Annotated in this window: 34 protein-coding genes; 15 read left to right on the top strand and 19 right to left on the bottom strand. The window is 47.1% G+C overall.

The genetic code is table 11. From position 1 onward, the window contains the following. Nucleotides 1–4 precede the first annotated feature (4 nt). Nucleotides 5–1,258 carry a hypothetical protein gene (locus tag BW42_RS04060; RefSeq protein ID WP_035407788.1) on the top strand — a complete coding sequence of 418 codons (1,254 nt, stop codon included), beginning with the start codon at nt 5–7 and terminating at the stop codon, nt 1,256–1,258. Between the two features lies 1 nt (nt 1,259). Here the strand turns inward: BW42_RS04060 and BW42_RS04055 are convergent, their stop codons facing one another. Beyond that, on the bottom strand, nt 1,260–1,790 hold the full coding sequence (locus BW42_RS04055; RefSeq protein WP_052019009.1) for a hypothetical protein: 531 nt from the start codon (nt 1,788–1,790) through the stop codon (nt 1,260–1,262). Beyond that, on the bottom strand, nt 1,787–2,374 hold the full coding sequence (locus tag BW42_RS04050) for a TetR/AcrR family transcriptional regulator (protein ID WP_035407786.1): 588 nt from the start codon (nt 2,372–2,374) through the stop codon (nt 1,787–1,789). The genes BW42_RS04055 and BW42_RS04050 overlap by 4 nt, the downstream gene beginning before the upstream one ends. 155 nt (nt 2,375–2,529) lie before the next feature. Between BW42_RS04050 and BW42_RS04045 the strand changes: the two genes are divergently transcribed. Together BW42_RS04045 and BW42_RS04040 are read left to right on the top strand one after the other, a co-directional pair. Next, on the top strand, nt 2,530–3,246 hold the full coding sequence (locus tag BW42_RS04045; protein ID WP_035407782.1) for an ABC transporter ATP-binding protein: 717 nt from the start codon (nt 2,530–2,532) through the stop codon (nt 3,244–3,246). Continuing rightward, entirely contained in the window at nt 3,246–4,274 is a 1,029-nt protein-coding gene (locus BW42_RS04040; protein ID WP_035407779.1) for an ABC transporter permease, read from the top strand. The genes BW42_RS04045 and BW42_RS04040 overlap by 1 nt, the downstream gene beginning before the upstream one ends. Here the strand turns inward: BW42_RS04040 and BW42_RS04035 are convergent, their stop codons facing one another. Then, nucleotides 4,275–4,979 carry a hypothetical protein gene (locus BW42_RS04035; protein ID WP_035407774.1) on the bottom strand — a complete coding sequence of 235 codons (705 nt, stop codon included), beginning with the start codon at nt 4,977–4,979 and terminating at the stop codon, nt 4,275–4,277. Between the two features lie 82 nt (nt 4,980–5,061). On the opposite strand from BW42_RS04035, the gene BW42_RS04030 reads away from it, so the two are divergent. The 3 genes from BW42_RS04030 to BW42_RS04025 all read left to right on the top strand — a co-directional run bounded on the left by BW42_RS04030 (nt 5,062) and on the right by BW42_RS04025 (nt 5,874). Next, on the top strand, nt 5,062–5,406 hold the full coding sequence (locus BW42_RS04030) for a DUF2200 domain-containing protein (RefSeq protein WP_035407771.1): 345 nt from the start codon (nt 5,062–5,064) through the stop codon (nt 5,404–5,406). 12 nt (nt 5,407–5,418) lie between these two features. Next, nucleotides 5,419–5,589, top strand: a complete 171-nt coding sequence (locus BW42_RS16260; protein WP_023468416.1) for a hypothetical protein — start codon at nt 5,419–5,421, stop codon at nt 5,587–5,589. Between the two features lie 75 nt (nt 5,590–5,664). Continuing rightward, a complete protein-coding gene (locus BW42_RS04025; protein WP_035407768.1) occupies nt 5,665–5,874 on the top strand; it encodes a hypothetical protein in 210 nt (69 codons plus the stop codon). A 60-nt stretch (nt 5,875–5,934) separates the two neighbouring features. Here the strand turns inward: BW42_RS04025 and BW42_RS04020 are convergent, their stop codons facing one another. From BW42_RS04020 to BW42_RS04000, 5 genes are all read right to left on the bottom strand, one after another. Next, a complete protein-coding gene (locus tag BW42_RS04020; RefSeq protein ID WP_035407765.1) occupies nt 5,935–6,477 on the bottom strand; it encodes an NADPH-dependent FMN reductase in 543 nt (180 codons plus the stop codon). Between the two features lie 54 nt (nt 6,478–6,531). Further along, on the bottom strand, nt 6,532–7,515 hold the full coding sequence (locus BW42_RS04015) for a ring-cleaving dioxygenase (RefSeq protein WP_035407762.1): 984 nt from the start codon (nt 7,513–7,515) through the stop codon (nt 6,532–6,534). Between the two features lie 58 nt (nt 7,516–7,573). Continuing rightward, the gene (locus BW42_RS04010) at nt 7,574–8,008 is read right to left on the bottom strand and encodes a MarR family winged helix-turn-helix transcriptional regulator (RefSeq protein ID WP_035407758.1); all 435 of its coding nucleotides are present in this window, start codon (nt 8,006–8,008) and stop codon (nt 7,574–7,576) included. A gap of 139 nt (nt 8,009–8,147) precedes the next feature. Then, nucleotides 8,148–8,444 (bottom strand): hypothetical protein, encoded by a 297-nt coding sequence (locus BW42_RS04005; protein WP_035407754.1) that lies wholly within the window; start codon nt 8,442–8,444, stop codon nt 8,148–8,150. 79 nt (nt 8,445–8,523) lie between these two features. Then, nucleotides 8,524–8,949: an Lrp/AsnC family transcriptional regulator gene (locus BW42_RS04000; RefSeq protein ID WP_035407751.1), complete on the bottom strand. Its 426-nt coding sequence runs from the start codon at nt 8,947–8,949 to the stop codon at nt 8,524–8,526. 136 nt (nt 8,950–9,085) lie between these two features. On the opposite strand from BW42_RS04000, the gene BW42_RS16115 reads away from it, so the two are divergent. Then, nucleotides 9,086–9,244, top strand: coding sequence for a DUF1272 domain-containing protein (locus tag BW42_RS16115; protein WP_081780359.1), 159 nt, complete (start codon nt 9,086–9,088; stop codon nt 9,242–9,244). 35 nt (nt 9,245–9,279) lie between these two features. On the opposite strand, the gene BW42_RS03995 is transcribed toward BW42_RS16115, so the two are convergent. The 3 genes from BW42_RS03995 to BW42_RS16515 are packed head-to-tail and all read right to left on the bottom strand — an operon-like array spanning nt 9,280 to nt 10,282. After that, nucleotides 9,280–9,744 (bottom strand): DUF4188 domain-containing protein, encoded by a 465-nt coding sequence (locus BW42_RS03995; protein ID WP_035407748.1) that lies wholly within the window; start codon nt 9,742–9,744, stop codon nt 9,280–9,282. 1 nt (nt 9,745) lies between these two features. Then, nucleotides 9,746–9,937, bottom strand: coding sequence for a hypothetical protein (locus BW42_RS16520; RefSeq protein WP_255344365.1), 192 nt, complete (start codon nt 9,935–9,937; stop codon nt 9,746–9,748). Between the two features lie 3 nt (nt 9,938–9,940). Beyond that, nucleotides 9,941–10,282 (bottom strand): PadR family transcriptional regulator, encoded by a 342-nt coding sequence (locus tag BW42_RS16515; protein ID WP_231496848.1) that lies wholly within the window; start codon nt 10,280–10,282, stop codon nt 9,941–9,943. A 148-nt stretch (nt 10,283–10,430) separates the two neighbouring features. On the opposite strand from BW42_RS16515, the gene BW42_RS03985 reads away from it, so the two are divergent. Then, the gene (locus BW42_RS03985; RefSeq protein WP_035407745.1) at nt 10,431–10,703 is read left to right on the top strand and encodes a hypothetical protein; all 273 of its coding nucleotides are present in this window, start codon (nt 10,431–10,433) and stop codon (nt 10,701–10,703) included. Between the two features lie 8 nt (nt 10,704–10,711). On the opposite strand, the gene BW42_RS03980 is transcribed toward BW42_RS03985, so the two are convergent. Together BW42_RS03980 and BW42_RS03975 are read right to left on the bottom strand one after the other, a co-directional pair. Next, entirely contained in the window at nt 10,712–11,266 is a 555-nt protein-coding gene (locus BW42_RS03980) for a histidine phosphatase family protein (protein WP_035407743.1), read from the bottom strand. Next, nucleotides 11,263–11,925, bottom strand: coding sequence for a Type 1 glutamine amidotransferase-like domain-containing protein (locus BW42_RS03975; RefSeq protein WP_035407741.1), 663 nt, complete (start codon nt 11,923–11,925; stop codon nt 11,263–11,265). Before BW42_RS03975 ends, BW42_RS03980 begins: the two co-directional genes overlap by 4 nt. Before the next feature lie 152 nt (nt 11,926–12,077). Here BW42_RS03975 and BW42_RS03970 point away from each other — a divergent pair, with 152 nt between their 5' ends. The 4 genes from BW42_RS03970 (at nt 12,078) to BW42_RS03955 (ending at nt 14,125) form a co-directional block, all read left to right on the top strand. Further along, nucleotides 12,078–12,785 carry a hypothetical protein gene (locus BW42_RS03970; protein WP_035407738.1) on the top strand — a complete coding sequence of 236 codons (708 nt, stop codon included), beginning with the start codon at nt 12,078–12,080 and terminating at the stop codon, nt 12,783–12,785. 10 nt (nt 12,786–12,795) lie between these two features. Then, nucleotides 12,796–13,500, top strand: coding sequence for an ABC transporter ATP-binding protein (locus BW42_RS03965; RefSeq protein WP_023468433.1), 705 nt, complete (start codon nt 12,796–12,798; stop codon nt 13,498–13,500). A 105-nt stretch (nt 13,501–13,605) separates the two neighbouring features. Further along, nucleotides 13,606–13,953 (top strand): hypothetical protein, encoded by a 348-nt coding sequence (locus BW42_RS03960; protein WP_035407735.1) that lies wholly within the window; start codon nt 13,606–13,608, stop codon nt 13,951–13,953. Next, the gene (locus BW42_RS03955) at nt 13,934–14,125 is read left to right on the top strand and encodes a helix-turn-helix domain-containing protein (RefSeq protein WP_035407732.1); all 192 of its coding nucleotides are present in this window, start codon (nt 13,934–13,936) and stop codon (nt 14,123–14,125) included. Before BW42_RS03960 ends, BW42_RS03955 begins: the two co-directional genes overlap by 20 nt. A gap of 1 nt (nt 14,126) precedes the next feature. Here the strand turns inward: BW42_RS03955 and BW42_RS03950 are convergent, their stop codons facing one another. The 3 genes from BW42_RS03950 to BW42_RS03940 all read right to left on the bottom strand — a co-directional run bounded on the left by BW42_RS03950 (nt 14,127) and on the right by BW42_RS03940 (nt 16,125). Next, entirely contained in the window at nt 14,127–14,537 is a 411-nt protein-coding gene (locus BW42_RS03950) for an SRPBCC family protein (protein ID WP_035407730.1), read from the bottom strand. An 86-nt stretch (nt 14,538–14,623) separates the two neighbouring features. After that, entirely contained in the window at nt 14,624–14,842 is a 219-nt protein-coding gene (locus BW42_RS03945) for a hypothetical protein (protein ID WP_035407727.1), read from the bottom strand. Beyond that, nucleotides 14,839–16,125, bottom strand: a complete 1,287-nt coding sequence (locus BW42_RS03940; protein WP_035407725.1) for a nitrous oxide reductase family maturation protein NosD — start codon at nt 16,123–16,125, stop codon at nt 14,839–14,841. The genes BW42_RS03945 and BW42_RS03940 overlap by 4 nt, the downstream gene beginning before the upstream one ends. Nucleotides 16,126–16,241: 116 nt before the next feature. Between BW42_RS03940 and BW42_RS16255 the strand changes: the two genes are divergently transcribed. Both BW42_RS16255 and BW42_RS03935 read left to right on the top strand, forming a co-directional pair. Then, on the top strand, nt 16,242–16,388 hold the full coding sequence (locus BW42_RS16255; RefSeq protein WP_155960146.1) for a hypothetical protein: 147 nt from the start codon (nt 16,242–16,244) through the stop codon (nt 16,386–16,388). An 81-nt stretch (nt 16,389–16,469) separates the two neighbouring features. Further along, complete coding sequence (locus BW42_RS03935; protein ID WP_035407722.1) at nt 16,470–16,820, top strand: hypothetical protein; 351 nt, start codon at nt 16,470–16,472, stop codon at nt 16,818–16,820. A 36-nt stretch (nt 16,821–16,856) separates the two neighbouring features. Here BW42_RS03935 and BW42_RS03930 read toward each other — a convergent pair whose 3' ends face one another. Continuing rightward, entirely contained in the window at nt 16,857–17,471 is a 615-nt protein-coding gene (locus tag BW42_RS03930; RefSeq protein ID WP_023468438.1) for a histidine phosphatase family protein, read from the bottom strand. A 144-nt stretch (nt 17,472–17,615) separates the two neighbouring features. Between BW42_RS03930 and BW42_RS03925 the strand changes: the two genes are divergently transcribed. Beyond that, nucleotides 17,616–18,503, top strand: a complete 888-nt coding sequence (locus tag BW42_RS03925) for an alpha/beta hydrolase (RefSeq protein ID WP_035407719.1) — start codon at nt 17,616–17,618, stop codon at nt 18,501–18,503. A 70-nt stretch (nt 18,504–18,573) separates the two neighbouring features. Here the strand turns inward: BW42_RS03925 and BW42_RS03920 are convergent, their stop codons facing one another. Further along, a complete protein-coding gene (locus BW42_RS03920; protein WP_035407717.1) occupies nt 18,574–19,974 on the bottom strand; it encodes an MFS transporter in 1,401 nt (466 codons plus the stop codon). A 204-nt stretch (nt 19,975–20,178) separates the two neighbouring features. Beyond that, on the bottom strand, nt 20,179–20,868 hold the full coding sequence (locus BW42_RS03915; RefSeq protein ID WP_035407714.1) for a hypothetical protein: 690 nt from the start codon (nt 20,866–20,868) through the stop codon (nt 20,179–20,181). Nucleotides 20,869–20,882 lie beyond the last annotated feature (14 nt).

The raw sequence follows: 20,882 nt of genomic DNA, 5'->3' as shown, positions 1-20,882 counted from the left end.
CACATTGCATCCATTAACGAAAGATTTAATCTCCCATATCCAAGATAAATATCAACTGAACGATTATTTCCTACATGAATCCTTCTATCACCGCGAAAAAATTCATGGTGAAACTCAGTATTCGTTTGAGACATGTTGGTTCCCAATTCTGCACGGTCCATGGTCTGAAGACGAGAGTTATCCAGACGGTACGATTGAGATCCAAGTCGATACAGCTACACGACGAACGACATCAATCAACAAACATGGTGATGTCACGATTCATTCGGTTCCAGATGATTTACGTGATTCAGACATCCGGATTGATTGGCTTGAGCAAGAATTAGGAATGACATTCGACCAGCAATTCATGTTACTTACGCATCAAGATTCGCTGTATCAGTATGTCAGCTGTCATAACGGGATTCGCCTCTTCCCTGGTCTTATCATTTCGCTTGAGTTGACCGACGACGGAGCGCTTGATTTTTTCAGTGTGTATGGAACCCCCGAGCTGAGCAAGGATTATCCGACTGAATCGTTTTCACTGTCACCTGTACAAATCACACCAATCATTTCGCAACAGTTACAGTTCTTTTCAGCTCCTGGTGAGCAACAACGAATACAGGCGCATACAATCGAAGAAATCTTTGTTTCTCAAGATGGCTCGCATACGTATCCCTTTAGTGATCCAGACACTTCGTCCGTTGCCCTGAACGAGATCGTGACATGGGACAAGCCATCTATGTTCTCCTACACGCGCAAATTGATTAAGCGGAGAGACGCCGCCACGGCACTCGATGCCGAAGCTCAAACATCACATCCGGATTACCGACCATTGACCGATGAGACACTGACGACTTGTCAATCAATTGCTAAAGACGTCATCGCCGCGGAGTATCCTGAAGAGTCAGGAGCGTGGACGATTCAGGAAATCTATCGGGATTTTCCATTCATTAATGTGAAAGTACGCCGGACACACGACGACCCAACGCTTACTTACAAGCGTCGTTTAACGATTCTCCTGATTGAAGAAACTTACGAAGTCAGCTTACTTGTTGATAACGAGTCGATTATCGCGCTCTACTATGACTCGGCGCAACCGTTGCCTAATAGCGTGCCGGAAGAAGTCATACGTCACGCACTCACACCTTATGTGACATTAAAGCCCTATTATGTTTTCGACCAGACGCTCGATCAGTACGTTCTCTGTGGTTTGCTTGACTCGAATCATGCCTACTTACCGGCAACGAACGAAGTCGTTTTAATGCGCGACTTATGAGTTAGTTCAGCCATTGATCTATCCGATTGTTTACGTCTTGCGGGAGATTAAGTCGTCTCAGTTGTTCGAGTCGTTCTCGGTCCACTTCCTGATCAGCAAGACAGTGCTCAATCATCACGACTTTTTGTTCTCGTCCTGGGATTAATTGATAGATGACATACCAATCGACGAGTGACATAAATGGAGGTCCGGTCTCATTAATCGTTTGTTCAGCAAATGGATAGACGAAGATTCCCTCATCATGGCGAATCCGCAGTCCGCTCATCAGATCGAGATCAATATCATGAATGATGAATTCCTGAAACACTTGTGTCGCGTACAATGACGTCTCATCGTGTTCGACGACAGTTCCCATCTCCGATAACAATTGAATGGCTCGTTCAACGTCTTCTAGTGCGACGACGAGATCGATGTCGCGCGGAGTGACAGGCAGTCCATGATGTGCTAACAGCAATGAACCACCGATGCCGAAGCGAATTTGCGCTTGTTGTAATGCCTTGACGATATAGGCTAATACTTCCTGTAAGTTCATCGCCGGAACCCTGCCGCTCGAAACGGTCCTTCCATCGAAATCGTAAAGATGATCCGGGCAATCTCTTCCGGGGTCGTCTCATTCGGATGACTCAACCACGATTCAATGACACCGAGATGGGCAGCAGAAAGATAGGCGATGAGATAGTCTTCTGGAACGAGTCGTTCCCCCTGTTCGTGTAACCCTGAAAAAAGAATCTGTTGCATGTAATCACGGACGCGCTTCCGAAACATCCCGTCACTCGTCGGACTGAGCAAGATTCGCATCAGCGTCCGATTCTCATAGAGGAAGATCAAAAACGGAATGATTCGCCGGTACGGAGAGTCCTCCGTTTTGTTGATTAGGACAAAGGGAATCTCCCGTTCAAATGTCGCTTCGATCTTTTCAAAGATTTCATTCGTCATCCGTTCGAGCAATTCGTATTTATCGGCGTAATGGTGATAGAATGTCCCGCGATTGACTTCAGCGCGGTCCGTCAGTAACTTGATTGTCACGGCGTCAAAGCCGACTTCGTCGATCAGCTGAAGGAACGTCTCGCGTATTCTGCGGTCGGTTCGAATGATGCGTAAATCCTGTTTTTTCATCGAAATCGCCTCTTTCTTCAACAGTTTGTCAGGATATGTCGCTTAAGCAACAGATGGACTTCAATTGGTCATTGCTCCCAGTTTCTCTCCCTTTTATAATGAAATTAATCAACACGTTGTTCAATAATTATTTTATAAAAAGGAGGGAGAATACGATGGATTTACAACTACACGGTGTATCGAAATCGTTTCATCAACAGGACGTCCTCCAAAAAATTGATCTTTTGATTCCGTCTGGTGAGATTTGTGGCTTGCTTGGTCCGTCAGGTTCCGGTAAGACGACGTTGATTCGCTTGATGATCGGCGCGATTCAAGCAGATGCTGGGACGATTCAAGTCGGTAACACCTTGATGCCGAACTTTAAGATGTTATCAGAGATCGGTTTCATGCCACAAAACGATGCTTTGTACGAGGATTTATCTGGTCTTGCGAACCTACAGTTTTTCGGTTCCTTATACAACATGTCTCGTCAGAACTTAGCAAAACGAATCGAAGAAGTGTTGACGCTCGTCGATTTGACGAATGATCAAAAAAAGCTCGTCCGTCATTATTCCGGTGGGATGAAGAAACGATTGTCCCTTGCCATCTCAATCCTACATCGTCCAAGTATTCTATTTCTGGATGAGCCGACCGTCGGGATTGATCCCGTGTTACGCCGACAGATTTGGAATCAATTCCAAGCGATTCGTGCGAAAGGTACGACGATTGTCGTCTCGACCCACGTCATGGATGAAATCAATGAATGTGACCGGGCGGCATTGATCTATAACGGTCGAATCATCGCTTATGATCCGCTCGACCGTTTGCTTGCCCAGACGGAAAACGGAAAAGTTGAAGAACTATTCCTGCTCGCCGGAAAGGACGTGACGTGATGTGGCAACTCGCACGGCGGGTCATCCGTCAAACGTTGAACGATAAACGAAGCGTCGGACTGATTTTGCTTGCTCCATTGTTAATCTTCACCTTAATCTATTTCCTACTTGGAAACGATGACTACACACCTGTCGTCGCCATCAGTCAAGATGTACCGACTCCAGTCTCACAAGCGATCGAAAAACAGGATCTGTCGCTTAAAACGTATAACGGCAGTGATGCGGACGCCTATCTCAAAGATCATGAAACGGTCGACGTCGTCTTAGACATGGAAGACAGTCAGCTAGCGTTGAACCTCCGCGAACCTTCGACGAAAAGTTCCAAAGCACTACGCGAGATTCAAGCTGGACTTGCGTCACTGCAACCGACGATGCAACTCGAGACGAACTATCTGTACGGAGATGTTGATCAATCGACCTTTGATGCGCTTGGCTTCGTCTTTTTATCGCTGTTCTCATTCTTCTTCGTCTTTATCTTGTCAGCAATGGCACTCGTCAAGGAACGCAGTGGCGGCACGCTCGAGCGGTTGATGATGACACCGATTCGCCAAACCGACGTCATCTTCGGCTATACGCTCGGTTATAGCGTCTTCGCCTCGATCCAGGCGATTCTTGTCGTCCTGTACGCGACGACCGTTCTTGACTTACCGTCTGAAGGTTCGATCATCTGGGTCTTCCTGACGATGCTTGGACTTGCCGTCGTCGCGGTCTTGTTCGGGGCAACGATTTCGATCTTTGCCCAGTCTGAATTACAAGTCGTCCAGTTGATTCCTTTTACGATCATTCCGCAGATCTTCTTCTCCGGTTTGATTCCGCTCGATTTAATCCCGTACGGACTCGGTAACATCGGATATATCACACCGATTTTCTACGGAGCGAGTGCGATTAAAGAGGTACTCGTCTACGGTAACGGTTGGTCGAGCATCTGGCCGTACTGGCTCGGATTATTTCTCTACGGAGCCGCCTTATTCCTGTTGAACATGCTCGCTCTTAACAAGTATCGCGGACATCAAAAAAGACACGGCTGATTACACAAGCCGTGTCTGATTTTGCTTAAGCTGTTCAAGGAAAACAGTCCGTCGAGAAGGATCAAGTGTCTGTTCTGCCACGTCGGCATACCGAACGAGCTGATAGATCTCATACGGAACCGTGACCTCTAAACGTGTTAACCACTCCATCAGCGTCTCATGTGTCCGTCGCTGTTGCGCTGGAGCAAGTGACCGATTGAACGTGCGCACTGCTTCACGAATTTTTGAATCAAGAATACTGTCTTCTGATGAGGACTGGACTTCAGGCGTTAGCGTTAGCGATAGAGCGGTTCGTTTTGGTTGATGCCTTGGTGGAAATGACCACTGCATGCGGTTGAATCGTTGTCGACGATACAGATAGAAGATGATCACTAAAGCGACAATCCAAGGAGTCACACGAGCGATTTGATTGATCGCATCCGTCAAGAAACCTCGTCCAAGCTCAATCGGTTTTTTCTTTTTAGGTTCCTTCCGATATCCTTCGTGCCCGCTTTTTAAAGAATCCAGTTGTTTGATGATTTGCTCTTTTTTCGCATAGATGACCTTTTTAGTCGGTAAAATCGTACTCGGAACACGTACCCAGTTTCCTGTCGATTGATCAATCGGTGGATAGATCAATGCCTGATACGATAGTTTTACACCTACGACGCCTAAAAATAGTACTAGGCACGTCATGAAAGTCATTCCAATGATTCGACGTCTCATTTCATCCTGCACCTCCAAACCGACTTAAAATCCTTGACACAAGACCTTTTCCCATATGTTACCATGAAAGGAGGCGATTCAGATGAGTTACGAAAAAGTATTTCAAATGCCGATGCAGCAGCTGTATCAGGTATACCGTCAAAAAGTCGAGCGCAAGCAACGGACGCAAGACGAGCTTGATGACGTGCTGTTCTGGTTGACCGGACACACGCAATCAACTCTTGAACAAGCCATACAAACCCAAACTGTCGCAGCCTTTTTCGAGCACGCACCCGACCTGAACGAACGCCGATTTTTAGTCACTGGCGTCATCTGCGGGATTCGTGTGGAAAATCTAACGGATCCGCACATTCGTAACATCCGGATTCTCGACAAACTTGTCGATGAGTTGGCGAAAGGAAAATCGTTAGCTAAAATCTTACGATAAGGAGGAATGCTGATGTCTACTTTACTCAGTACACTGGCGATCCTCGTCATGGTGACCAGTGTGACCTATTTCATCGTCTATCAAGTCAAACGAAATAAAGGAACCCATCGTTCACCCGTCTATCGACTTGCTTTTAGTGGTCTGTTGGTCGGCTTGATGGTCAGTTATTTTTTGTTGACGTGAGTCGTGATTTTTAGTTTTTGATTTAAACAATAAAATCATTAATACAGTATTTGAAATAATGAAGGAGGTATACGATTGAAGATTCGAAAATGGATCCTTCCGCTTTTGCTACTCATCTGTCTTGCTTCACCGAATGCCGCAACAACATATGTGAAATGGACGGTCGCTCCGACGGGTCACTATCTCGAACGTCTTCAAGCGGCTGATATTCCTTATAAAGTCCAACAACAGACGCTTTACATTCAAGAAAAGAATTTGCGCCGCGTCACGTCGTGTTGTACATGACAACGATAAAAATCCCCCTCATTTCGCTGAAATGAGGGGGTTTTCTGGATCAATCACGATTTAGCGGATTGTTTTTAACGCCGTTGCCCACGGGATGACTTGATCGAGCATTTGGTTGACCGACGTTTCTTGAACGTCTGCCGCTTTTAAGTTCGATCCGTTCTCGAAATCAGTGAACAACGATAACGCCGGGTGCACCCGAACGTCGGCAATCAATAACTCTCCTAAGATGCCGCGCAAATGTTCAGCTGCCCGCGCTCCACCGACGGAACCATAAGAGACAATCCCTGCCGCTTTATTGTTCCATTCGACGCGTAGATAATCGAGCGCGTTCTTGAGTGACGCTGCGATGGAATGGTTGTATTCCTGGACGATGAAGACGAAGCCGTCTTGCGCTGCGACATCCTTCGACCAAGCAACAGCACCTGACGCATCCCCATCTTTTTCACCAAGGAGTGGTAATTTGTAATCGGCGATATCAAGAATCGTATAGTTTGCGTCCCCTCGTTGATCGGCGAGTTGTTTGACCCAGTTCCCGACTTGTGGGCTGAGGCGTCCTTCACGTGTTGATCCTAAGATGATCCCAATGTTTAATTTCTCCATCTCCATTTCCTCCTCTTGTTTAGATGCGGTTAATTACGTTATCGTAACGTTCTCTTAAAGGTATTCTTTTTCGATGTTGCGTGTGCTCCGGACCGTATCGATCGGACGAACCATTTGTTCGATCTGTGCGCGTTGTGGCTCGAGGAATGGTGGTAATGACAATTTCTCCCCGACCGTTTCGTATGGCTCATCACCCATGAAACCAGGACCATCCGTTGCCCACTCGAACAAGACACCGCGCGCGACGCGAGCATAAAGGGACTCGAAGAAGAACCGATCGACGTAGCCCGATGTGTTGAAGCGTAGCTGTTGCATCCGTTCAATCCATTCCTGTAAGGCAGCCGTATCTTCAACCCGGAAGGCGACGTGGTGGACTGTTCCGAATCCTTGACGTCCACTCGGCAGGACGACGTTATGCTCAACGATGACTTGGGCACCGTTTCCGCCCTCACCCATCTCGAACAAATGCAGTGAACCAGCTTGATCGACTTCGCGCATCAACATTGCTTGTTCGAGCACGGCTTTTAAGTTGTTAAATTCCGCGATCCGGATGTGAATTGGACCGAGTCCCGTGATCGCGAACTCGAGTGGCACCGGACCGTTTTGCCACGGTGTGCCGGACGCGACACCTTGATTGTGCTCGTCAGAAATCAACATATATTGTTGCTCATCGAAATCGACAAACGAGAGCGTCTTCTTGCCGAACTGTTCTTTGATGCCGCGGTGCTTGACGTCATATTTGTCAAACCGTTTAATCCAGTACTCGAGTGCGGCATCCGTTGGGACACGGAACGCCGTCTTGAAGATTTCATTCGTCCCGTGTGATCCTTTTTGGATACCAGGGAAATCAAAAAACGTCATATCCGTTCCGGCAGATCCTTTATCATCGGCGAAGAATAAGTGATACGTCTGAATGTCATCCTGATTGACGGTCTTTTTGACCAATCGCATCCCTAAGACATTGGTAAAGAAGTCATAGTTTTTCTCGGCACTGCTCGTAATCGCTGTAACGTGGTGGATACCTTTTAGTTCATTCATGAATAATCGCTCCTCTAATCGTTATTATCTCGAATTCGAGATATCAGTTCAAAAAAATTTATTTACCTTTTGCTTGATAACCGATTGTTTTGGCTGTCTCGATGAAAGCTTCAAGATCAGACGGGTCTATCCCTTGAAATACTTGATTAATCGCTTGCTCGTGCTCCGGAAAAATCGTTTCCATCAGTTGTTGCCCTTCAGAGGTCAGTTCCGCAAATGTCACGCGCCGATCTTCTGGACATGCTTTACGGAAGACATAATTCTTTTTTTCGAGCTTATCAATGACATAGGTGATGCTACTGCTCGTAATCAAGACTTTTTTCCCAATCAATTGAATCGGTTGCCTGCCCCTGTGAAACAGCAACTCAAGAACCGAAAAATCCGTCGGGTTCAGCCCCCACTGCGCAACGTCCTTCTTGATGACTTCATGTAACGCGTCGACTGCGCGCACCATGACCGTTAATGCTTTCAAGTTCGGGTTCGGTCGTGTCATTTCGTTCACCTCTTTTGTGTCTTTAATTCATATATCTTTAATTCGAGATAAATATACCATCTCAATTTTTGTTCGTCAACTGTTTTGATTCACTTTTAATCACGATGATGAACACAACGGATGTTCGAAGCGTTCATCATCATTTAAAACAAAGCACGTACCCTTCGCCTAATCGATAGTGATCGGTCTCAGATTGAATATACGCCGTATTGTCAGGTAATCCGATCGCATAATTCATTTGAGGCAGGTATTCCTGAAAACGAGCTGCTCGTTTTTCCTGATTCAAATGAGGACAGAGACAACCGCTCAGCCAGCCTTGCCCCGAATCCAGGCAATAGCCCGTTCCGCCCTCACTCGTTCGGATCCCGTATGTCATCGCATAGATTGCTCTAGCGCTGACACCGACGTACCATGCTGTGATTCGGTATACGGTCAAAGTTCCCCCTTGCTCATCGAGCTTTTCACGTCCTCGATCTCCCCCGTCATTTGCTCGATGCTTAGACGGGTCTCCTCCGTCATATCGTATACCCCGTGAACGAAACCGGTGTCGACAATCGAATCCAAGTCGATGGTTTACCAAAGACAGACGCGTCATCGAGAAAACGTTCTAAAGTTGCAACAGACTCCGTTTGCAACTTGACCATGAAGTTATAGCTACCCGTCAGTCGGTGACACTCGACGACTTCCGGATGCCCTTTGCAAAATTCAATCAAACCCGCACACCGCGTCTCTTCAAACATGACGATCGCGAGTAACCCTTGTGCGAGTGCTTCTGGATTAATGACAGCGCGAAATCCTTCGATGATTCCCGCGTCCTCCATTTTTCGGACCCGTTCGATGACGGCTGGAGCTGATAACCCGATTTGTCGCCCGAGTTCCGACCATGGGATTCGGGCATCGTTCTGCAATATCCGAACGATTTGTTGATCAATCTGGTCCATATTCCATCCTCCTTCTGATTCAAAACCACTTTCTTCAAATTAACATGGAATCAAAGGAAAATATAGCCTTTTACTTTGTTTTGCTGCTGTGTTCATCGAGTAGTATTTCTTATACTACTAATAGGAGGTGATACGCATGGAACCAACCTGTGTCCGGTGCCAAGAAACAATTGAAACGACGGTCTATCAATGTTCACATGCTTGTACGTTTTGCGAACCGTGTACAAAAACGCTCGATCATATTTGCCAAAACTGTGGGGAGCTGCTCGAACCCGCCACGCCAGTCACTACATAAAAAGACGGATGCCTCGGCACCCGTCTTTTGTCTATTCAGATCGTCTCTTGTGATTGCCGCTCGGCTAAGCGCCCTTTCGCTTGTTCTTGATGCGATCTGATCGCCGACTCGCCAAGTGCTTTTGCAAGCCCCCGGGTCGGAAGATTGACATACATCGACTCATAATTGCTGACTTCGAACGTCTCGTGAAAGATCCCGACCGCTTCTGATGTCCGTGCCTTCTGATTGAATCGTTTCCACGCCGTCAAATGGCGCGAACCATGGGCATATGCCATCAACTCTTCCGTTGAACGCCAATACTGGATCAACGTCAAGGAACGCCAACCGACAAGCGATTCATGCGAAATCAGTCCGACATCGTTCGCATAACACTCTTGCAGCATCGGTCCCATCGCTTGGACCGTCGGTAACCATTGTCGGACGGAGCGCAGGCGATTGATCCGTAACCCGATGATGAACACGACGACGTCTTTGTTCGGAGTCGCAATGATCCGTTTCATGTCAATTTCCTCCTTCAAGGGCCTCAAGGGAAGCGTCACACCAGTCGAGTAACGCACGTGTCTTCCGAATGCCATAATCAAGCGTCAGCAACCAATAAACGGCGTCGTTTGAGTCAGGATAAGAACGAATCATTGCATCAATTGCTTGATACGTCTCGAGCCGCTCTTCGAGCAAGCGTGCATGCTCCTGAATCTTCTACATCGTGACGTCTTTTGAAACATGGCGGGCAAAATAAAGCTTCAACAATAAGTCGTTTCGTTGCACTGGCAAATCAACGGATGGTTCAGCGACCCAACGCTCGAGCTCCACATGTCCGTTTTCCGTCAGGGCGAATTGTTTTCGTTCCCCATCCGTGACCTCTTCCACGATTAATCCTTCCGCTTCTAACCGTTTCAGCGTCGGATATACTTGTCCGAAGCTGATTTTCCAAAAGTGGTTCAAGCTCGTATCGATCGTATGCTTCATCTCATAACCAGACGTACATCCGCTCGCGAGAAGTCCGAGAATCGCATAACGGGTCATGTTTTCTTTTGGCATCGGTCCCTCCTATATCTAAAAGATACTATCTTTTAGATATAGTTCTCGTTCATTCAAAAGAAAAACTGGAAATTTACTGGTGAGAGCAGGATTTTGTGTCTGTGATTCGAATTCCTTGTTTACAGACTTAACTAAAAGGAGTTCTCACATGACATATGCTAAAGCCTCTATCTTCTTCAGTTTACTCGGCTTGTTCTTTGCTTATATGATTTTCCCACCGATTAACTGGCCATTCGGTCCAAACTCGATGATTACGATTCCGATCGGACTTGCCATTTATCTGTTCGGAATCGGTCTCGGGATCGTCGCCTTCAGACGACGGGAGCCCGGGATTCTTAAATATGTCAGTCTCGCCTGTGCCATTCCGCTCGGCGTGCTGCTACTACTCTTTCTCGGTTACATCTTCAGCGGTCAAATTTAATCGTCTTTCTATAGTTGTTCATGAGACGCTTTCTTGAGGGCATCGAATGTCAACCGGTGAATCGCTGGACTCGACGTCGCATCTAACCATTCGTTCGCCGCTCGCCCAGTATATTTTTCAAGAACTAACGCCAATACAAGTCCATGTGTCGCGACAACCACTTGTTGATTCGGATGCATGTCATGGAGCTTTTCGATGGCTGCTACAGCACGGTCAAGTGCCATGCGATTCGACTCTCCACCAACTTCTGCGTAATCGGCGTCTAAAAATGACTGTCTCAATACTTCCTCGAGTCTCTCAGTCGTTAATCGTTCATCGATTAGTTGAAAAAGTCGCTCTTGAAATGGAACCGTTATGACCTGCATGTTCCTCTGATTCGCAAGCGGACGAACGGAATCCATCGCCCGTCGCATCGGACTCGAACAAATAGCGTCAATCGGCATCGTTCTAAAAAACACCACTAGTTTCTGTGCTTGCTGTTGACCTGCATCGGTTAAACCTCGTTCACGATCACTCCCCGTTTTGAGCGATTCACAATGTCGGACGAAATAAATCGTTGTCATTGCAATTTGACCCAATTTCCTTCGGATATCACTTCGACGTTTGAACCGATGACACGGATCGCTGTCGCGTCGTCGATCGCGTACGCTGGATTCGTCAGCCTCTTTGACCACTCTTTTGCTGTTTGCATGTGATTGTCTGGTAACTGCGGGTGATCGAGATGCGGGAAGATCGAAAAATCAACGAGACCGAGTGTTGCGTCCGATTGCTCCGGGGTCTTCTGCCATTCGACGAACTCCGTTCCGATACGGGGAGTGAGCACCATGCTACCGGCACTCATCCCGACATAAACACCGGTCAGTTGCAGTAATAGTCGATCAAAGCCCGATTCGACGAACCAGTGATGGAGAAATAGCGGATCCCCACCATTGACGAGGATGACATCCGCTTGTTCGACCGCTGGTTGCCAAATTGCTGGATCAACCACTGAAACCGCTGATAATTCCAACAGACCGACTGACTTCCATCCTACATCGACCATTGGTGCCTCATCTTTTCCTTGAATGAAGTTGACAGCGAGGTCCATCCCCCTTTTTAGTGCGTAAGACGCTGTCGTGATTGCAATGGCATGACATTCTTCAATCGGTTTTCCGAGCATCTCCAGTAACGCTTGATGAATCGATGCATTTTGTACCCCACCTGAAGTTAAGAGATACTTCATCATGACACCTCCTGTTCTTTGCTTCAGTTTACAATATTTAAGCGTTTTTGATATGCTTACTTTTATTAACAAATCACTTTTTAAGGAACTTTTATCCAATTTTATTCGTATAAAAATAGACAGCATCATATTTTTATGAACGGGAGGCACATATGTACTCGATTCCTAGCTACTTCATACTTTACTTAAAAATCATGCTGACGGATAAGATTCCGGTCTTTTGGTCGTTGATCTTCCCGTTGATTCTCGCGTTCGTCTTCGGGTCACGACTCGATTTCACAGAGAGCAGTTTCCTCTCATTCCTCGCGCTCTTTTGGGGTTATATCTTACTTTCGATTTATGTCAACGGCATCGGTCTCCAACTTGCTCGGATGCGGGAACATGGTTTGATGAAGACGTATATCATGATTTCCGGTAATAAGATTGGTTGTATTCTCGCACTCGTTCTCGTTCGGCTCGTATTTGCAGCCGTTAGTTTAACGGTCTTTACGACGATTCTGATGCTTGTGTTCGGCTTCTTCTCACCTTTAACGTTGTTACTCGCTTATCTCGTCTTGGTGCTCAGCATCCCGCTTGCTTTTGCAAGCATCGCCTTGACGATGCTTCCGGCTAAGATTTCGAGTATGTCGACATTAATCAACATCGTCATGTATCCTCTGTTCTTGTTCGCGAATAGCCAACCGGATCGCTGGTACAGTTACTTGAATCCTTTTTATGTCATGAAAACACTTGGTCTTGCCGTCTCTGAGCACGTTACGGGAGCATCGTTCCTTATCTTGACCGTCGTACTCGTCGTTTATCTGTTACTTGGTCTATTCTCTGTCAAACGTTTTAATCTCATGTCATTACTGACCCGATAGGAGGATTCAGATGCACGTTCAACACGTACGCTTCAACTATCCGAAATCACCTGATCTGTTACACGATGTCTCCTTTTCGCTTGTTCCCGGGAAACTGAACGTCTTGATCGGGATGAACGGTGCCGGGAAAACGACACTGTTTGATTGCATGACCGGCGCCTTACCGATCACGTCCGGAGAACTGGACTTACCCGATATCTCGGACATTCTCTATTTGACGCAATTCATCTATTACTCGGATGAATTAAAGGGCAAGGATGTCGCCGTCTTCGTCGGTCGGCTCGCTCGTTTGAAAGCATATCGCAAGCAAGAGACGTATACGCGTCATCTGAAACAGCCACGAGAGCTCGATCTATTCGCTCATCTATGGGAGATGAAAATCGGTAAGATGTCCGCTGGTGAAAAGAAATGGTTGTTCGTCACCCTGTTGACGACAGTACCGCGTTCGCTCTACATTTTTGACGAGCCGACAAGTGGCGTTGATCCGGCAACACGACTTCATATCATGCGACGCTTCGAGCAGATGACAGCAAACGGTCAAACGTGCCTCTTCTCGACACATCAATTACATGATCTATTGCATACCGATGCCCATGTCATCTTCCTTCATCAAGGTCGTATTTTGTACGAAGGCGACTTCAAGGATTGGTTGAACCGATTTGAGACGACAGATCCGGACGTCGCGTTCGTCCAAATGCTTGAACTAGCAGGGTAACGTTAACCACCTCTCTTTTGGAGGTGGTTTTTTTGTAATATTTGAAATGTAGGTTTTCGAAAAACATGTACAGGATATACACATTATAAGAAAGGAGGACGTCCGATGAACTTCATTTCCGGTCAAGCATTTATCACGATGATGGATTCACTTTTCAACGAAGAGGAATGGAATCGACACGTCTTATACATCACTGCGAATTCAGCAGCTATCCACTTACAAAAACGATCTACCACCATTCTCTCGCAGCCTTTGGAATGTCAGATTTCGTTTCTCGTGCATTTACCAACGCTAGAAAAACGACTGATCGTCAAAACGAATCAACAGGAGACGCATCAATTTTTCTTTGATCCAATGGCTTCCATCGATTGTATGTGCTCTAGTTTAATGCCGTGGACGAATCCAGGGCGATTCAATGAGGAGGAAAACGTTCATGTCCACCAACACTCTTGAACAACGCATCAATGCCGTCCTCGATTGTTTGGCGGCCGCAAAGGACTACCAACGTATCGCCGGAAGGCATGATGTGTCGTATCAACAATTGTATAACTGGGTCCGGCGCTATGAGAGCGGTGGTATTCCTGCCCTGACGGATCGCCGTGGTCGGAAGTTACGAAGCGAATGATTTACTTCGACTCAGCATACGCCTTGAACCGATCAAGGATCGCCTGCCAGCCCGCTTGTTGCATTTCAGGCGGGTTGATTGTTTCGGCATCAAACGATTCGACGACTTCGGTCTGTTCCCCGTTCCGAGAGAAGTCGATCGTCACCTGACGACCATCCTCGAGGACATACGCAATGCGTTCGTAGGGAACAATTGTCTCGTATGTACCCGTGAAATCAAATCCCATGCTACCGTCTTTTGCTTCCATTCGATTCGTGAATTGACCACCGACCGTCAAATCATTTGTTGACGCCGTCGTATGCCAATCGTCAGACGCTGCGTTCCAGCATTTGATGTCTTCTGGTGCGTTCCAGATCTCCCACACGGTCTCGACCGGACGGTCAATCACAGCTTGAATCGTCAGTTTCGTCATCTTTCTTCCTCCTTACTAATTGAAGTTCCCTCCCTATTTCGAGGACGATTAAATGAATTCCTTGTTATTTTCGATTAATTCAGGTGTTAATTTGAACGCTTTGTTTTCCATACCATGAACAATAGAATCGCCGGAATGAGACAGATGATTGCATCGGTAACGGTCGGCAGTCGTAACGCCGGACTGGTTAAAAACCGAACGCCTTCCACTGTCCAAATCGTTAACATACAGGCGGTCAATGCTGCAAGCCGCCAGCGTCTCGGAATCCGAATCCAGTAAGCGAGGAGGCGCTCCGATAACTTCATCTTCCTTCCACCTTTCGGACCGCTTTCAGAAAGCTTTGTTCCGTTTTATAGGAGGCGTCGCGCCACATGAAACGTTTTGTATGCTTGAACGTATTTTTTTCAAACTGATTTCCCGAACTCGTCTTGAAGTAATGGGCGACACTTAACGAACCATCGAATGTGTTCCCGATGATCGTGTTGTCATGGACATCATGCTGGACGAGCAATTGACCACCCTCGAGCCCTTTCGTATCATTCCCGATCAGCTGATTTTGCTCGATCCGGACACGTTTTGTACCGCCTCGCTTCGTGTCATACCCACCGATCGCAATTCCGGTGTAGACATTTTGCCGTACATCATTCTGGCGGACGATGACATCTTCTGCGTATCGTCCGGCATGTTCACTCGTCACTTCAATCCCGATATCACTCGCTTCGACAAGATTTTTCTCAATCGTCAAATTCTTCCCACCATCGACATAGATACCGGCTGCGCTGTATTCCTTCCCGTAAGCAGGATTGCCGTAGCTCGACGTCCGGTAGACACGATTTTCCGACACGACGCCCTCACGGACGTAGTCGTCTTTTTTCGACTGAGCAATCCCTTCGTGTCCGATCAAATCAATACCGATGTTGTCGTTATCCCGTACGACGTTCTTCGTCACCCGGAAATGTTTGACGTTCCCGTTTAAGACGAGGGCTTCACTGAAACCGAGACGATTCTGCTCGACTCGGTTGCCGGTGATCGTCAGGTGACGAATCGCTCTCGTTCCGTAGACAGCGATGCCGTGTGCATTTCCGTCTTTCGCGAGCGTCTTGATCTGGCGAACCGTATTGTTCTTCAACGTGATGTGTGATCCTGATCCCGTGACCAAAATGCCGATCGGTGTCGCGTCCGACCGTTTCGACTGAACGGCTTCGATCGTCAGTCCTTGGATTGTCACATATGTTCGATTTTTCACCTGAACGATCGGTAAGGTTGCGTCCCGATCTTTGATATTTTTCCCGCTTAACGTGACCTGCTCGTCTTGATAGTTTCGGAAGGTGATCGGGCGTTCTTTCGTTCCGTTCTGTCTAACGTTCAGCTTCTCGTGATACGTTCCTTTTCGCAAATAGACCGTCGTACCGGCAGTCGCTTTTTGTGTCGCCTGTCGAATCGTTTTAAACGGATGCTTCAACGTGCCAGTATTTTTATCACTGCCGTTCGGTGCGACGTATAACGATTTTGCCGTCGATTCGGCCTCTTCACTTGTCGAGGCACAACCGACGAGCAGGACGGTTGCTAATAACCATTTGCCTTTCATGATTTCCTCCTTTATTTAGCAAGAACATTTTTGGTATAATCTAGGTATCATTTCTAATTTTTTGAATATTTTATTTTTTCTCGATTCACTATGACTTTGGAAAAGAGGAACACGTCATGAAATACGCGCTCTTATTCACTCTACCCTTCTTGCTTGCTGGTTGCACAACGGAAGCAACCGTCCTTCCTAAAGAGACCGTCAAGATCAAGAAGTCGTACTTTTCGATCACATCTTCTACCGCGAAAGACGAGTCGCAGCAATAGCGGACATTTTTCTTAACTGGTACACTCGATCGCCCGCTCGAGCTCAAAGCGGTCCAATTTGACGATACAGAACCACCAGAGGTGCTGATCGACAAATCGATTCCTGCCGGTACATATGATCGCACACCGTTCCAGTTGACGTATGATTTGAACCTGCTCAACGATTCGCATGCCTTCACCTATTCGCTTGATACGAAGAATGGTATTCCTGAGACGAAAACGGTCTATACCTTACCTCAAAATGTCCAGACTGACAGCGGTCAATTCAATGATCAGAAACAGACGAATGCTTTGTTCTACCCCTTACTCCTCAAACGCTATACGACAGGAGAATCGATCATCGGTCGCTCGATTGACACGTTATCCTCTCCTCACCTAAAGGTCAGAAAACAAGAAGGCGCAATTTTGATCTATTTGATGAAATCACGATAAGGAGAACGGCGGACCGAGAAAAAGTCCGCCGTTTTTTTAGTCCGCTATGACATGCGACATGTCAGCTTCTAATCGAATCACGGCTTCCCCATCCCTGTATTCGACGATCGTCAAACTCGTTCCATGAATGAACGGCGGATCCCATAATGTCGCGAACGGCTTACGTTGAAGATATGTCAGCAAGATGTTAAGGAAGATGCCGTGGGTGACGATTAAGATGTTTTCGTCTTCTTCATGGTCTGCCAGTCGTTCCAAAAACGATAGGATGCGCTCGCGGACCGCGTCAAAGGATTCTCCACTCTCCGGTATGTAGGTATGCGGCGTTTGCCAAAATGCAGCATGAGCAAGCGGATGCGCGACTTCAATTTCCGCCGCCGTCCGTCCTTCCCAGGTTCCCATGTGCATTTCACGTAATCGATCGTCGATAGTGACCGGAATCGCTGGATCGAGATCCATCATTCGAACTGTTTCTCGGACGCGACCAATCGGACTGATATAGAGATGATCCAGATGAATTTCACGTAAGCGGTGACCAAGGTCCCGCGCATTTTGCCTGCCCTTTGCTGTCAGAGGAGAGTCTTCCCAGCCTTGCATTCGTTTTTCTAAGTTCCATTCCGTCTCGCCATGACGCGTAATGTAAAGTGTTGGCATCTGTTCCATCCTTTCGATTTCTAGTTTCTTTCAAAAGTGTATCAAACTATGGCTGTTTTTTCCTGTACCTAAAGAAAACAAATCCAAAAGAGAAATCCACCAATCCGTTCGGTATGATGAAGATGGACCTAAAGGAGGAATTCGATGAATCGTCAACAAATGATTGACCTTGCCGAACAGATTCGCTCGGGAGAGGAACGTCCTAAAGTCACACCCCCTCAACCACCGCAAGCTATAACGAGTACGTTACAGGTGCCGACATCGATCGGCGATGTCCGAGTATTGCTGCACTCGCCGATCGATGCAGCAGACATATTACCTGGATTCATCAGTTTCCATGGTGGCGGTTTCATCACCGGAACGCCAGAGATGGACAAACCATGGAATCTGTTTCTTGCTGAGACCGTCAACTGTCATGTTTTTAATATCGAGTACCCATTAGCACCGGAGCATCCGTTTCCTGTTCCGGTCCACGTCACCTTCGAAGTCGTTCAATGGATTTTCCAACATGCTGAGACGCTACACCTCGATGCTGCGCGCATCGCGATCGGGGGACATAGTGCTGGTGGGAACCTCGCTACTGCCATATCGTTATGGAACGCCGAGCAGACACATCCGGTTCCGCTCATTGCTCAAATCCTTGACTACCCTCTACTCGATCTCGCAACGGACCCAGCGGACAAACCGTTTTTTAAAGAAGCCATACCTACTGAGCAGGCACGTCAGTTCAATGCGATGTACATCGCTCGCGCGGAAGATGCGTATCATCACCTTGCTTCGCCACTCTATGCGGCTCAACTTGAAGCACTACCGCGAACACTCATTTTGACGGCTGAGCACGACTCACTGGCGCAGGAAGCTCAGCAGTATGCTAAACGACTTCAAGCAGCAGGTGTTCACGTCGAACACCAGGAATTTGCCGGACAACCCCATGCCTTTACGCATCACGGTGACGCAAACGTAGCGCTTCAGGCTTGGCAACGGATTGCTGATTTTCTTAGACATGTCTTTCAGTCTGCTAAACGTTCGTAACGTTGCATCACAAATTCATGAAAAACAACAGTCCCTCACTCCATCGAGTAAGGGACTGTTCGTATTATCGTCATTCTTTTTTGTCGTCTTCTTTCCACCACAGCGCATCTTCCGGATTTTTTGCGACTTCATGTACTTCCTGTTCCGAAGCAACCGTCGGATGTGATCCTTTGAGCGCCTTACCTGCTGTGTTCTCAAAGAAAAAGAAGAATGTGATGAAGCCAATGACGCTGACGGCTGTCAGGTAATAGGCTGGAGCGAGTGGATCTTCTGTCGTGTGCACAAGCCAGGTCGAGACGAGTGGGGTCGTCCCACCAAAGATCGACACTGCGATATTAAAGGTAACGGAAAGCGTCCGGTACCGCACATCTGAATAAAAAATACTTGGCAACAGACTTGGCATTGTTCCCTCGAAAATTGACAAAAAGAAACCAATAATGAAGATCCCGATGCCGACGAATAACAACCAGTCTTGCCCGATTAGGAAGAATGAGAGGATTGATGTTAAGGCTAACCCCGTCAATCCAAGCAGTACCAATCGTCGATTGCCGCGCCGATCGCTCAAGCGACCGAACGAGAAAGCAAGCGGAATCATAATGATCATGACACCGGTGATTAACATCGTACTCGTTGCACTCGGTAGACCGATGATTTCATCCAGATAAGACGGCATATAGGATAACAACATATAGTTCGTGATGTTATAGAAAGCAACGGCGATAAAGCAGACGATGATGTCTTTCCGGTGTTCTTGGATGATCGTCCGAAACGTCGCTTGTTCCTGTTCACTCTCATCGATCTCATTCTCGAAAATCGGTGACTCATCCAAGTGTCGCCGAAGATAAAGACCAAATAATCCGAGTGGTGCGCCTAAGATGAAGGGAATACGCCATCCCCAAGATGACATTTGATCGTCTGATAGAGAGACGAACAAGATCGTCGCTAACACGGAAGCAAGAATATACCCGGCTAACGTTCCGATTTCAAGACCACTACCGTACGCGCTCCGGTGTTTATCGGGTGAAGACTCGGCGATATAGACCATCGCACCAGCATATTCACCACCAGTCGAAAAGCCTTGCAAGATCCTTGCCAACAGTAAAAGAATCGGTGCCCAGACACCGATTTGATCGTAGGTCGGCAGCAGACCAATTAACAAAGTCGAAAATGCCATCATGACGATCGTCGTCGTCAAGACGACTTTTCGTCCTAGACGGTCGCCCATTCGTCCAAAGATCAATCCGCCGAGTGGTCGCATCAAAAAGGCGATCGCAAACGTCGCAAACGTAAAGACCAGCTTCAGTTCATCATTTTCTACACCACTAAAGAAATTTTGACTGATAATGACGGCGAGGTAGGAGTACAACCCAAAATCAAACCACTCCATCGCATTGCCGATTCCGGTCGCATAGACACTCTTTTTCGTTTGCGCCGGATCAACGACATTGACATGTTCCCTTCTGAATCGCATGAAGTTCTCACTTCCTTTTCAATGAATGCGTTACGATTAACATCTCACCTCACCTGTACGACCATCGATCGCTTTCATTATTTTCAACATATGATTGCATGAATAAGATTCCCGCTATGCTTCACAGATAAACGCTCCTCGACCTCAACCATGTACAATTTCCAACTGGGTCATAAAAATAAAAAAAGATCCCCCATGGCGGATCTAAAAGTCATCGGATAGCTTCGAAATCGGACTGTCTGGAGATGCCGTGATGAGTCGAAGCAGAACTTTTTCTGGTCGATCACTGATGAGCCAGATGACGGAGGTCCCGTTTCGATAGGCAAGATTAAGTTGTTTCCCTTGCTTTTGAATATGTACTTTCAACCCATTGATAGTGCGTGTTCGTTCTCCGAATCGAGCTGGAATACGCTCATTTTCCAGTCGAGTCTCAATCACTGTATAATGACGATTCGTTACAAGTTTCGTCGCCATTTTTTTCTTATTCCCTTCCCACGATAGACTCCCTGCGATCGTCTCACCTTTCGTGGATTGATCTCGAATGAGTTCCATCGAACTGCTTAATATCCAGTTCGACTTCTTTTCATAAATCATCAGCGTATCGTATCGTCCTTCGATGATGCTTGCTAGCAGTAGACTATAGTCGCCGAATCGCGCGTTCACTCGGAAATCGTCTTGCTTTAACGTATAGGTGGACTTGTCACTCAAGTCATACTTAAATTGATGCTCGGCCGTCTCTGCAGCAGTCGGATAGGATCCACCATCGAACAAACTCGTGCCATCCACTTGAACTTTTTCTTTCACCTCGACATTTTTTTCCGGTGCGCATCCGCTGATAAAAAGAAGTCCTAACACGAAAAGAGTGATTTGCTTTTTAGGTTTGAGTCGTTTCATGGCATAAGCTCCTT

Source organism: Exiguobacterium sp. RIT341, assembly GCF_000632205.1.
GTDB lineage: Bacteria > Bacillota > Bacilli > Exiguobacteriales > Exiguobacteriaceae > Exiguobacterium_A.
The sequence above is the reverse complement of the archived record's forward strand: the minus strand, read 5'-3'. Positions and strand labels throughout refer to the sequence as shown.